We start from the raw sequence: 13,039 nt of genomic DNA, 5'->3' as shown, positions 1-13,039 counted from the left end.
CTGCTTTTAGTTGGCGGCTGAAGCGTGCGGGCGCTTGCCATTCTGGCTATTGCTGGCATCGCTGCGGTGCGACTTGCCCTTGCCACTGCCACCGGACTCAGCCAGGGCGGCGCGGTCTATCACCTTGATCTGCGCACCCTCACGCAGCTTGTCCAGGCCATCCACCACCACTTTCTGACCGGCTTTCACGCCTTCTTCGATAATGGTGTTGTCACCGGACACCGCGCCGGTTTTCACCTTGCTGATGCTGACGGTCTGGTCCGGGTTCACCGTGTAGACATAGCTGCCCACCTTGCCCTGCTGCAAGGCCACGCTGGGCAATACGGTTGCATTGGGCTGGTCGCCCAGTTGCAGGTGCACATTGACAAATTGATTGGGGAACAAGGCTGCATCGGCATTGGCAAAGCGCGCCTTGAGGTTCACCGTGCCGGTGGTGGTGCTCAGCTGATTGTCGATGGCCAGCAGCTCGCCGTCAGCCAGCTTGTGGCGGTTGTCACGGTCCCAGGCTTCCACCTGCAGCTTGCCCTTGGCGTCGCGGGCAGCGGCCAGCACCTGGCTGAGGCTGGTTTCCGGCACGGCAAACAGCACATTGATGGGCTGGGTCTGGGTAATCACCACCACGCCATTGCTGTCGCTGGAGTGCACGATATTACCGGGGTCTACCTGACGCAGGCCGGCACGCCCGGCCAGCGGGGACGTGATGCGGCTGTAATCCAGTTGCAGGCGGGCATTGGCCACCGCGCCCTGATCCAGCTTCACCGTGCCCTGATACTGGGCCACCAGAGCCTGCTGGGTATCCACCTGCTGCTTGGCAATGGAGTTCTGTGCCAGCAGCTGCTGGTAACGGGTGAGGTCCAGCCGGGCGTTTTGCAGCAGTGCCTGGTCGCGCAGCAACTGGCCTTCAGCCTGAGTCAGCGCAGCCTGATAGGGGCGCGGGTCCAGTTCCGCCAGCAGCTGACCTTTCTGCACCATCTGCCCTTCTTCAAAATGCAGGGCCATCAGTTGACCATCCACCCGGCTGTGCACCGTCACCGTGTTGGTGGCCGTCACCGTGCCCAAGGCACTCAGTTGCAAGGGTGCATCCTGCTGTGTTACCGCAGCCACGGCCACCGCTACCGGCGCACCACCACGCTTGGGTGCCGCAGCATCGGCAGCAGCCGTGCGATGGCTGTTCCACCACCAGCCCCCGGCTGCCAGCACCAGCAGTAACAGGGAGACATTGCGCAGGGTATGGGAGGGTGTGGTCGTGGAATCGGACATGGTGGTTTTCCGGATGCGTCCTGGTTGAGGCCGGAACGCCGTCTGCAATGGTTAAGCGGAGAGGCTTCCTCCGTGATCAAGCAGCGATGATAAGCAATCACCATGACACTGCCTATGCGCAAGCTGTTTACAGATGTTAATCGGCATATTCTCCGCCTTCTGTTTCAGCGGCAACACTACCAACGATAGCAACAGGCATGAAAAAGCCCACCCCGGCATGGGGTGGGCTGGCAGCGCATTATTGGCGCATTCAGATCAGAACAGCAATTCCTTGACGTTCTCCACCGCATCCTTGGCTGCCGGTGCATTGGGGTCCTTCGCTGTCGTATCGTCTACCGCCGCATCGGAGGCATTACTGCCTGGGATGGTGCCGTGGTTGTCGATCTTCAGCTCCGGATTGGTCTTCTGGAATTCCTCGTAGTAGTACTCGTCGCCACCACGCTGGCCCGCACCCGGTTTCACCACGATGCCTGCCGGCACCGGCAGCTCCACCTCGGGTACGCCCTTGAGCGCATTGGCCATGTAGTTCATCCACACCGGCAGGGCGGCTGTACCGCCATAACCGTAACGGCCCAGCGAGCGCGGCTGGTCGTAACCCACCCAGGTTGCCGCCACCAGATTAGGATTGAAGCCGACAAACCAGGCGTCCTTCCAGTCGCTGGTGGTACCGGTCTTGCCGGCCAGATCCATGCGGCCCAGGCTCATCGCCTTGGCTGCCGTACCGTAGCGCACCACGTCTTTCAGCATGGAGGTCATGATGAAAGCATTGCGCGGATCGATGGCCTGGGTGGCATTTTGCCCGGCAACCGCCGGCTGGGTCTTGGCCAGCACATGGCCGGATTGATCCTCGATGCGATCAATGAAGTAGGCCTTGATGCGGTAGCCGCCATTGGAGAACACCGAATAACCTTCCGCCATCTGCAGCGGCGTCGCGGCACCAGCGCCCAGTGCCATGGTGAGGTAGGCCGGATGCTGCTTGGGCGAGAAACCGAAACGCTGAATATACTGCTGGGCGTAATCGGTACCGACCGCCATCAGCAGGCGTACCGACACCAGGTTCTTGGATTGGGTCAGCGCACGGCGCAGGCTGATCAGGCCAGCAAACTTGCCATCATCGTTCTTCGGTTCCCAGCTGGGCGAACCCGGAGCACCCGGAACGGTCAGCGGCGCATCATTAAACAGGGTGGACGGTGTAACGCCACGCTCAATGCCCGAGGAATAAATAAAGGGCTTGAAGGTGGAGCCAGGCTGACGCCAAGCCTGGGTCACATGGTTGAAGCTGCGACGGTTGAAGTCAAAACCACCCACCAGCGACTTGATGGCTCCGCTGCGCGGATCCATCGATACAAACGCCCCTTCCACATCCGGCATCTGCACGATTTCCCAATAGCCCTTGTCATTGGCACGCACACGAATGACGGCACCGCGGCGAATCTGCTTGTCAGCCGCCAGCTTGGGGTTCAGTGCACGACGGGCAAACTCCAGCCCCTGCCCCTTGATCACCGCCACCTTGCCGCCACGCAGGTAGGCGCGCACTTCCGCCGGGCTTGCCGACAGCACAATCGCAGCCTGCATGTCGCCACTGTCGCGGATTTCAGACAGTGCATCGTCCAGTACCTCGGTCTGGTCTTCACCCTCTGCCGAGGCAAGATCGATATAGCTTTCCGGGGCGCGGTAACCCTGCTTGCGGTCAAAATCGATCAGGCCTGCGCGCAGGGCATCGTAGGCCCATTGCTGGTGATGACTGTCCAGCGTGGTGTAGACCTTGTAGCCCTCGGTATAGGCGGCATCCTTGTAGCGCTCATACATGGCCTGGCGCACCATTTCGGAAACATACAGCGCCGGCTGGTTACCATCCACCGTGGCGCTGGCCAGATGCAGTGGTTCTTTCACCGCCGCGTCGTACTGATCCTGGGTGATGAAGTTCAGCTCGCGCATGCGACGCAGCACATACTGCTGACGCAGGTGGGCACGTTCCGGATTGACAATGGGGTTATAAGCAGACGGCGCCTTGGGCAGGCCTGCCAGCATGGCCATTTCTGCCACGCTCAGTTCGGTGATCGGCTTGCCGAAGTAGGCCTGTGCTGCCGCAGAAAAACCGTAGGCGCGCTGCCCCAGGTAGATCTGATTGAAGTAAAGCTCAAGGATCTGGTCCTTGGAAAGCGTATGTTCGATTTTGAAAGCGAGCAAAGCTTCATTAAACTTACGTGTGAAAGTCTTTTCACTGGAAAGGAAGAAATTCTTCGCCACCTGCATGGTGATGGTACTGGCACCGGAACGGGCATGACCGGATACCAGATTACCGACGGCAGCACGCAGAACCCCCATATAGTCGATTCCGCTATGCTGATAGAATCTTTCGTCTTCAGCAGCAAGCAAGGCCTGCTTCATCAACTGCGGGACTTCATGGATACGGGCGAAGGAGCGGCGTTCCTCACCGAACTCACCCAACAACTGGCCATCTGCCGAGTAGACGCGCAGTGGAATTTTTGGACGGTAATCCGTCAGCACATCAAGACTTGGCAAACGCGGGTAGGTTATGATGATGGCAATGGCTGCCGCACCGGCTGCCAGCACGGCCCCACCAATGACCAAGCCGGCCAGAATCGCAAGAAGTCGTTTGAACATAATTACAAATAGGCTTTCGGAAGAAAGCGGATTATAACGTCTTGTGGGAACAAGCAAGACAAACATTGACCGCGACAGCACAAAAACTGTCGCACTAGACCTATTCGGGGCCTTAACTGATGCTATCCGACAAATTACGGTTCGGGACAGACTGGCTGAATCAGCTTGGATTGGGGAAATCCAGCAATGTTCCCCTGCTTGGTCTTGATATCAGCACCACCTCCATCAAACTGGTGGAGCTGTCCAGATCAGGCAAGAACTACCAGATCGAGCGTTATGTGATAGAAAGCCTGCCCAAGGAAGCCGTGTCCGAGGGCAATCTGGTGGATATCGAAGGGATTGCCGAAGCCTTGCGCAAAGCCTGGAGACGCCTTGGCAGCCCGATCAAGAATGTCGCCATCGCCATTCCTACGGCAATGGCCATCTACAAGAAATTGCTGGTTCCGGTCAGCCAATCCGAAGACATGGAGGGCATGATCGAATCCGAGGCCGATCAGATCATTCCCTTCCCGCTGGACGAAGTAAATCTGGACTACCAGGTTCTGGGGCCTTCCAGCAGCAGTCTGGATGATCTGGAGGTGCTACTGTGCGCCGCCCGCAAGGAAAAGGTGGAAGAGCGTGTCGCCGTAGTGGAAATGGCCGGTCTGCGCGCTCAACTGGTGGATGTCGAGTCCTTTGCCATGATGACGGCCTTCGAGCAGATCCAGCAGCAATTGCCCGACCACGGCATGAATCAGACCTTTGCCCTGTTTGATATCGGTGCCAGCAAAATTCATTGCAATGTCATCCGTAACGGCCAGCAAATCTACTACCGCGAGCAGATGTTCGGCGGCCTGCAGCTGACACGCGATATCCAGCGCCGCTACGGCATCAGCTTTGACGAAGCCGAAAGCGGCAAGCGCAGCATGGCCATGCCGGATGGCTACGAATCCGAGTTGCTGCATCCGTTTGTGGATTCACTGGCACAGGAAATCCAGCGGGCGCTGCAGTTCTTTTACACCACGGTCAGCGTGTCGCAATACCTGCGCGTGGATTACATCCTGCTGGGCGGCGGTTGCAGCATGCTGGCCGGCCTGGATGATGCAGTGGCCTCCCGCACCCAGATCAGTACCATGATTGCCAACCCGTTCACGTCCATGGTGCAGTCCAGCTCCATCCGCCTGAAGGAGCTGCTGCTGGATGCCCCGGCCCTGCTGATTGCCTGCGGACTTGCCATGCGGAGGTTCGACTGATGATACGCATCAACCTCCTGCCCCACCGCGAGCAGAAAAAAGCCGCCCACCGCCTGCGCTTCCAGCTGTTTCTCGGCAGCGCCATCGGTGCCGCTCTGCTGATCATCGGCCTGAGCTATTTCATTCTGGATGCCCGTCAATCGCGCCAGGAAGAACGCAACCAGTTCCTGCAAGCTGAAATCAGCAAGCTCGATCAGCAAATCAAAGACATCGGCATGCTGAAGAAGCAGCGCGACGACCTGCTGGCACGCAAACAACTGGTAGAGCGCCTGCAACAAGGGCGTAATGATGCGGTACACATCTTCGACCAGCTGGTACGCCAGACCCCGGATGGCATCTACCTGAAAACCTTCAAGCAAACTGGCAATGCGTTCAACTTCTCCGGCTACGGCCTGTCCGGCGCACGCGTGTCCAACTACATGCGCACCCTGGCCCAGTCACAGGTGTTCAACGAACCGCAGCTGATTGAAGTGAAAGCGGCCATGGCGAACAACCAGCGCGTCAGCGAGTTCAGCCTTACCAGCACGTTCAGACAGCCTGCAGCAGCCAGTGCACCGCAAGGCCAGGTAGCACCGCAGGGAGCCAAACCATGACCTTAGACGAGTTCCGCAATCTTGACCCCAAGGACATGCCCAACTGGCCGCTGCCAGCTCAGGTGCTAGTGCTTGTCTTCATGGCCGGGGTATTCCTGTTTCTGGGCTATTTCTTTGTTCTGAGCGACCAGATGGACAAGCTGCACAGTGCCCAGCAACAAGAAGAACAGCTCAAGCAGACCTTCATCGACAAAAAGCGCCAGGCCATCAACCTGGAAGCATTGCAACAGCAGCTGAAAGAAATCCAGTTGTCCTTTGGCGCACTGCTCAAACAACTGCCCACCAAGTCGGACATGGACGCCCTGCTGACCGAAATCAACCAGGCCGGCATTGGCCGCGGCCTGCAGTTTGAGCTGTTCCGCCCCAACGGTGAGGTAAAGACAGCCGAAATGGCAGAGGTACCGATTTCGATCAAGCTGACCGGCAGCTATAACGATCTGGCAGCCTTCGTCAGCGATGTTGCCCAGCTGTCGCGCATTGTCACCATCGGAGACATCAGCCTGACCCCGGGTCAGGGCAAGGAAGCCCGCATGACTATGGAAGCCACGGCCAAGACCTATCGCGCGCTGGAGCCAGAAGAGCGCATTGCCGCGGCACAGCCGCCGAAGAAGTGAGCGTGACGCCATGCTGAAAAAAACTCTCGCCACCTTGCTGTGTCCGCTGCTGCTCAGTGCCTGTGGCAACGGCAATACCGAAGACCTGCACGCCTGGATGCAACAGGCCAGCCAGGGTCTGCGCGGTCAGATCGACCCGCTGCCCCAAGCCCAGGCCTACCAGCCGTTTACCTATAATGCCTTCGACATTCCCGATCCGTTCAATCCGGTCAAGCTGCAGATGGCCAAGAAGCAGAATGCTGCCAATGCGCCCGACTTCAAGCGCGTGCGTGAACTGCTGGAAAACTACGATCTGGACAAGCTGAAGATGGTTGGGCTGCTCAAGCGCAACAACATTACCTATGCACTGATCCGAACCCCGGAAAACAGCGTCTACCGCGTGCAACCGGGTAATTTCATTGGCCCCAATTACGGCCAGATCAAACGCATCAGCGAAACCGAACTAGTACTTTCCGAGACCGTGGAAGATCTGAACGGTGAATGGGTACAACGCGAAACCAGCATGTACCTGGATGAACAAGGGCAGAAATAATGAAAAACCATTCAATCAAACTGTTGTCGGGGCTGGGTCTGTCCATTGCATTTTCCATTGCCCATGCAGCGTCCATCACCGCGATCGACGTAGCCCAGACCGATGGTGACGCCCAGTTGCTGCAGGTGACCTTTGATGGCCCGGCCATCAAGCCCAACAGCTTCGCCATCGCCAATCCAGCTCGTGTCGCCTTTGACTTTGCCGATACCCAGGTCAAACTCCCCAAGAGCTTTGTCGAGCTGGGCAATCCCATCGTCAAGTCCGCGGTTGCCGTTGAGGCCAATGGCCGCTCGCGCCTGGTGCTGAACCTTGCACACAATGTCGCCTACAGCACCAGCGTCTCGGGCAACAAGCTGCTGGTTCGCATCAATAACAGCATGACTTCGCCACAGCAGGCGGCCACCTCGCAAGAGCAGCCAGCCAGCAACGCATCCGCCGCCAGCCAGGCCAGTGCCCAGGCTGCCGTGGCGACCACACCACTGGGGCTGGACTTCCGTCGTGGCCGCGGTGGTGAAGGACGCGTGGAAATCACCCTGCCTTCCGAAGGCACACCGGTTGACGTGCGCCGTGAGGGCAAGAATCTGGTACTGGATGTACTGGGTGCCAACCTGCCGCGCTCGTTGGAAAAACGCATGGATGTCAGCGACTTTGCCACCCCGGTGGACAAGGTAATAGCCAGCAATCAGGGGCGTAACAGCCGCATCGTGGTGCAGCCGCAAGGCGACTGGGAATTCTCCTCCTATCAGACTGAACGCAAGCTGGTGGTGGAAGTACGCAAGGTGGCAGTGGAAAGTGCCAGCAAAAACGAGCTGAACAGCAAGCCGCAATACAAGGGTGACAAGCTGTCGCTTAACTTCCAGAATATCGAAGTACGTACCGTATTGCAGGTGATTGCCGAATTTACCGGCCTGAACATCGTCACCAGTGATTCGGTAACCGGCAACATCACCCTGCGCCTGAAAGATGTACCGTGGGATCAGGCACTGGATCTCATCCTGCAAACCAAGGGCCTGGATCAGCGCCGCAACGGCAACATCATCAATATTGCACCGCGTGAGGAACTGCTCAATCGCGACAAGCAGATCCTGGAAGGCAAGCAGCAGCTGAATGCGCTGGAGCCGGTACGCTCGGAAACCTTTGTGCTGCGCTACCGCTCGGCCGAGGACTTCAAGAAGATTCTGGATGGCAGCACCACCACGGCAGGATCCAGTTCGACAGGTAACAGTGGCGGCAACGGCCTGCTGTCGGCCCGTGGCAGCTTCATGATCGATCCGAAAACCAACACGCTGATCATCAATGATACCCAGACAGTGATCGACAAGATTCGCGATCTGGTGACCAAGACCGACATCCCGGTCAAGCAGGTGCTGATTGAAGCCCGCATCGTGGAAGCGACCGACGACTGGAGCAAGAGCCTGGGCGTGAAGATGAGCTTCGCCAAGGTAGGGGGCAGTACCTCCATCGGCAGCACCATCTCTGACGCGCTGGCCAACAAGGCCTTGGGCAACACCGCATCGACCTCCGGCAATGCCGGGGTCAATCTGGGCCTCTCCGGTACCTTCAACTCGATCGGTGCCGTGTTCAATGCCGGTTCCAGCGGGCTGATCGGCCTGGAACTGGATGCCATGGAAACCGGTGAAAAAGGCAAAATCCTGGCCAATCCACGCATCATGACAGCCGATCGGGTGGAAGCAAGCATCGAGCAGGGTACGGAAATTCCGTATCAGGAGGCCAGCTCCAGCGGTGCCACTTCGGTATCGTTCAAAAAAGCCAACCTCAGCCTGAAGGTGACACCGCAAATTACCCCGGACAACCGTGTGCTGATGGAAATCCAGATCAACAAGGACAGCGTCAGCAGCACCCTGTTTGTCAACAGCACTCCGGCCATCGACACCAAGGTGGTAAAAACCCAGGTGATGGTGGAAAACGGCGGCACCGTGGTGATTGGCGGTATCTACCAGCAAACGCTGGATACCACGGTCAACAAGGTACCGCTGCTGGGTGACATCCCATTCCTGGGAGCCCTGTTCCGCAGCAAGGTGGACAAGAACAACCGCTCCGAGCTGCTGGTATTCATCACACCCAAGGTGGTGGAAGACCTGAACCTGCAAAATCGCTGAACACGGGACATCTGCACGCATTTTGTCGTCTGCCCGCGCAGACAGACCCAGTCAGCATCAGCTACAATGCCTGCCATGGAGAACATGGCAGGCAATTTTTTTCTTGTCGGGCTGATGGGTGCCGGCAAGACCACCGTAGGCAGAGCCCTGGCACGCAAGACCGGCAAAACCTTCTACGACTCGGATCATGAAATCGAGGCGCGCACCGGTGTTCGCGTTGCCACCATCTTCGAGATAGAAGGCGAATTGCGCTTTCGTGACCGCGAAAGCAGCGTGATTGCCGATCTGGCCAGGATGAACAACATCGTATTGGCCACCGGTGGCGGTGCAGTGCTGCGCCCGGAAAACCGGGCCGAGCTGTCCAGGCATGGCGTGGTGATTTACCTGCGCGCCTCCATTGATGACCTGCTGGCCCGCACCATGCACGACAAGAACCGTCCGCTGCTGCAAACCGCCGATCCGCGCGCCAAGCTGCAAAGCCTGCTGGAACAGCGCGACCCGCTTTACCGCGAAGTGGCCGACATCGTGGTCGACACCTCACAGCAAAACGTCAACCTGCTGGTCAGCCGTCTGCTCGACCAGTTGCACAATACCCCAGCCAAGACCTGAAGCACATGATCACCCTCGACCTGACCCTGCCGGATACCCGCTACCCCATTCACATTGGCCACGGACTGCTTGATCAGGCTGAGCTGATCCTGCCCCATCTGCCCATTCCCCAGGTTGCCATCATCACCAATGAAGTGGTGGCACCGCTATACCTGGAGCGTCTGACCCAGCAGCTACAAAACCATGGCGTGCATTGCATCCCGGTCATCCTGCCGGATGGTGAAGCACACAAAAACTGGCAGACGCTGAACCTGATTTTCGATGCTCTCTTGGGTGCCAATGCCGAACGCAAAACCACCCTGATCGCACTGGGTGGCGGTGTCATCGGCGACATGACCGGTTTTGCCGCTGCCTGCTATCAGCGCGGTGCACCGTTCATCCAGATTCCCACCACCCTGCTCGCCCAGGTTGATTCCTCGGTAGGTGGCAAAACCGCCATCAACCACCCCCTGGGCAAAAACATGGTCGGCGCTTTCTATCAGCCCAAGCTGGTGCTAGCCGACATGGACTTGCTGGCCACCCTGCCCGAGCGCGAACTATCCGCCGGCATCGCCGAAGTAATCAAGTACGGCCTGCTGGGCGATGCCGATTTCCTGGCCTGGCTGGAAGCCAATATGGACAAACTGCGCGCCCGCGACCCTGAAGCCCTGCAATACGCCGTGCGTCGCTCCTGCGAAATGAAGGCCGCGATTGTCGGCCAGGATGAAAAGGAACAGGGCGTACGCGCCCTGCTCAATCTGGGTCACACCTTTGGCCACGCCATCGAAGCCGGCCTTGGTTATGGACAATGGCTGCATGGCGAAGCCGTCGGTGCCGGCATGGTCCTGGCCGCCGCAGCATCCCAGGCACTGGGCTGGCTGACGCAGCATGATGTTGAACGTGCAGTGGCACTGATTGCCGCTGCCGGACTACCTGTACGCAGCCCTGACTTCGGTATCGATGAATGGATGCGCCACATGGGCCATGACAAGAAAGTGGAAAGCGGTGTCATCCGCTTTGTCCTGCTCAAGCAACTGGGGCAGGCAGTCATCCAGCCCGGCCTGCCCACTGCGGTACTCGATACGCTGTTTAGCGGACCACATATCGATCCAACCATTTCCCATTGATTGCCCACTGCCCCCGTAAATCCTGAAACCTTGGTGTCATTAAGGATTTTTACGGATTGCGGGGATCTGCGGCTGCCCGAATAATCGACTGCATAATTCAAGCAGAGAGAGAATCTCGGAGGGAAGCCAAGGTGGATGCAATAACCGCATTACTGGCCAGTTTCGGCCTGATGAGTAGCTACTACATTTCCCGCCAGCTGTGGCGCAAGCTAACTTATAAAAAACCGCGCGCCCGGGGTATCGACCCGGTAGGCGAGGCCGAGGTTTTCCTGGCTTATGGCCGTAGCGGCGATGCCGTACGCGTCCTGAAAGAGGCCATGAAGGACGAACCCCAAAACCTTTCCATCAAGGTAACCCTGCTACGCGCCTATTCCTCCGAAGGCAATGGCAAGGCTTACTGCCGTCTGGCCCGCGATGTACAGGCCCAGGTCAAGGACCAGCCGGTATGGCGCACCATTCAGGAAGCCGGCCGCCAGCTGGCTCCGCAGGACCCGCTGTTCGCGGTCAAGGTCTGAATCCTGCGCATGTAAAACAGGCTGCCCACGGGCAGCCTGTTTTGCTTTGTCTATCCGTACCGGCTGCTCAGCCTGCGTCAGCCTCCGGCTCGCGGAACTGCAGGCTGTGCAGACGGGCATACAGACCGTCCAACAGCATCAGCTGCTGATGACTGCCTTGCTCGGCCACCTTGCCCTGATGCATCACGATGATGCGATCGGCGTTCTCGATAGTGGACAAGCGGTGGGCAATCACGATGGTGGTACGATTCTTCATCAGGTTTTCCAGCGCAGCCTGCACCAGCCGTTCGGACTGGGTATCCAATGCTGATGTCGCCTCGTCCAGAATCAGTAGCGGTGCATTCTTCAGCAGTGCACGGGCAATGGCCAGCCGCTGACGCTGTCCACCGGACAGCCGCACGCCATTTTCACCGATCTGGGTATCCAGCCCCTCCGGCATCGCTTCGATGAACTCCAGCGCATTGGCAGCACGGGCAGCCTCGATGATCTGCTCGCGACTGATCGCGTGACCAGAACCATAGGCGATATTCGCGGCCACCGTGTCGTTGAACAGCACCACATCCTGGCTCACCATGGCGATATGCTGACGCAGATCGGCCAGCACGATCTCATCCAGCGCAAGGCCATCCAGGGTGATACGCCCTGACAACGGTTCGTAGAAGCGCGGAATCAGGCTGACCAGCGTGGTTTTACCACTGCCGGAAGAACCCACCAGCGCTACCGTTTCGCCGGAATTCACCTCCAGACTCACCTGCTGCAGCACTACCCGTTCAGCATTGGGATAACGGAAGGAAACATCCTCAAACCGCAGCTGGCCACGGGTTGTCGGCAGGCGTTGTGTCCCATGATCCGGCTCACCGGGTTCATCCAGGAAGTTGAACACACTCTCGGCGGCGGCCAGCCCGCGCTGCATGGCCTGGGAAATGCCGGTAATGCGCTTTATCGGCGCAAACAGCAGCATCATGGCGGTGAGGAAGGACATGAAATCGCCGGCAGTAAACGCACCATGCTGGGCACGCATGGCAGCAAAATACAAAATGGCTGCCAGTGCGCAGGCAATCATCAACTGGGTGACACCAGTATTAGCCGAACTGGCCGCGCTCTGCTTCACGCCATTACGACGAATGGCCTGCGAAGCTGTATTGAAGCGGCTTTCTTCATATTCCTCGCCACCGTAAACCTTGATCACCTTCTGGCAATCCACCCCTTCGCCCAGAATCTGCGTCAGGTCTGCCATGTGTTGCTGGTTCTCCAGCGCCAGGCCGCGCAGGCGCTTGGCAACCATGCGCATGCATACTGTTACCACCGGCATCACCACCAGGCAGATGATGGTCAGTTGCCAATCGATATACAGCAACCAGGCCAGCAGGCTGATGGCAGTCACACCATCCTTGACGCTGACTGTGATGACATTAAAGCCGGCTTCGGTCACCTGGTTGACATCAAAAGAGATGCGCGAAACCAGACGTCCCGACTGATTATCGGCGTAGTACTGCACCGGCAGGCGCAGCATCTTGGCAAACATCTGCTGGCGCAGGGTTTGTACCAGATGCCCGGCCAGCCAGCTGGAGGTGTATTCGTTGATAAAGCTGGTAATCCCCCGCACCAGGAACACGCCGACAATGGCCATCGGCACCCAGACAATCGCCTGGGGATCCTTGTTGACGAAACCACCGTCGATCAGTGGCTTCATCAGCCGGGCAAACGCCGGTTCGGTCAGGGCGGCAACGGTCATGGAGACCAATGACAGGGCGAATACCTTCCAGTACTGGGCCAGATAACCCAGCAGGCGGCGGTAAATGGGCCAGCTATGTTTCAAGGTAATAGTCC

At 58.3% G+C, this 13,039-nt stretch carries 11 protein-coding genes; 8 read left to right on the top strand and 3 right to left on the bottom strand.

Annotated elements, in window-relative coordinates; translation table 11 throughout:
• Positions 1–6: 6 nt before the first annotated feature.
• Both GSR16_RS01220 and GSR16_RS01215 read right to left on the bottom strand, forming a co-directional pair.
• On the bottom strand, positions 7–1,260 hold the full coding sequence (locus tag GSR16_RS01220) for an MdtA/MuxA family multidrug efflux RND transporter periplasmic adaptor subunit (protein ID WP_159874772.1): 1,254 nt from the start codon (positions 1,258–1,260) through the stop codon (positions 7–9).
• 255 nt (positions 1,261–1,515) lie between these two features.
• Positions 1,516–3,888, bottom strand: a complete 2,373-nt coding sequence (locus tag GSR16_RS01215; RefSeq protein WP_159874771.1) for a penicillin-binding protein 1A — start codon at positions 3,886–3,888, stop codon at positions 1,516–1,518.
• Between the two features lie 119 nt (positions 3,889–4,007).
• Here GSR16_RS01215 and GSR16_RS01210 point away from each other — a divergent pair, with 119 nt between their 5' ends.
• The 8 genes from GSR16_RS01210 (at position 4,008) to GSR16_RS01175 (ending at position 11,209) form a co-directional block, all read left to right on the top strand.
• Positions 4,008–5,120: a pilus assembly protein PilM gene (locus tag GSR16_RS01210; RefSeq protein WP_159874770.1), complete on the top strand. Its 1,113-nt coding sequence runs from the start codon at positions 4,008–4,010 to the stop codon at positions 5,118–5,120.
• On the top strand, positions 5,120–5,713 hold the full coding sequence (locus tag GSR16_RS01205; RefSeq protein WP_159874769.1) for a PilN domain-containing protein: 594 nt from the start codon (positions 5,120–5,122) through the stop codon (positions 5,711–5,713). Before GSR16_RS01210 ends, GSR16_RS01205 begins: the two co-directional genes overlap by 1 nt.
• On the top strand, positions 5,710–6,327 hold the full coding sequence (locus GSR16_RS01200; RefSeq protein ID WP_159874768.1) for a type IV pilus inner membrane component PilO: 618 nt from the start codon (positions 5,710–5,712) through the stop codon (positions 6,325–6,327). Before GSR16_RS01205 ends, GSR16_RS01200 begins: the two co-directional genes overlap by 4 nt.
• 10 nt (positions 6,328–6,337) lie before the next feature.
• Positions 6,338–6,859: a pilus assembly protein PilP gene (locus GSR16_RS01195; RefSeq protein WP_159874767.1), complete on the top strand. Its 522-nt coding sequence runs from the start codon at positions 6,338–6,340 to the stop codon at positions 6,857–6,859.
• Positions 6,859–8,979, top strand: coding sequence for a type IV pilus secretin PilQ (locus tag GSR16_RS01190; RefSeq protein WP_159874766.1), 2,121 nt, complete (start codon positions 6,859–6,861; stop codon positions 8,977–8,979). Before GSR16_RS01195 ends, GSR16_RS01190 begins: the two co-directional genes overlap by 1 nt.
• A 66-nt stretch (positions 8,980–9,045) precedes the next feature.
• A complete protein-coding gene (gene aroK, locus GSR16_RS01185; protein WP_159874765.1) occupies positions 9,046–9,588 on the top strand; it encodes a shikimate kinase AroK in 543 nt (180 codons plus the stop codon).
• Positions 9,589–9,593: 5 nt separating this feature from the next.
• Positions 9,594–10,694: a 3-dehydroquinate synthase gene (aroB, locus tag GSR16_RS01180; RefSeq protein ID WP_159874764.1), complete on the top strand. Its 1,101-nt coding sequence runs from the start codon at positions 9,594–9,596 to the stop codon at positions 10,692–10,694.
• A gap of 131 nt (positions 10,695–10,825) precedes the next feature.
• On the top strand, positions 10,826–11,209 hold the full coding sequence (locus GSR16_RS01175; protein WP_240902573.1) for a type IV pilus assembly protein FimV: 384 nt from the start codon (positions 10,826–10,828) through the stop codon (positions 11,207–11,209).
• Between the two features lie 67 nt (positions 11,210–11,276).
• On the opposite strand, the gene msbA is transcribed toward GSR16_RS01175, so the two are convergent.
• Positions 11,277–13,028: a lipid A export permease/ATP-binding protein MsbA gene (gene msbA / locus GSR16_RS01170; RefSeq protein ID WP_240902572.1), complete on the bottom strand. Its 1,752-nt coding sequence runs from the start codon at positions 13,026–13,028 to the stop codon at positions 11,277–11,279.
• Positions 13,029–13,039 lie beyond the last annotated feature (11 nt).

This window comes from Aquitalea denitrificans (assembly GCF_009856625.1).
In the GTDB taxonomy this organism is placed as follows: Bacteria; Pseudomonadota; Gammaproteobacteria; order Burkholderiales; family Chromobacteriaceae; genus Aquitalea; species Aquitalea denitrificans.
Note: the sequence above shows the minus strand (reverse complement) of the source record. Positions and strands in the feature narration are given on the sequence as shown.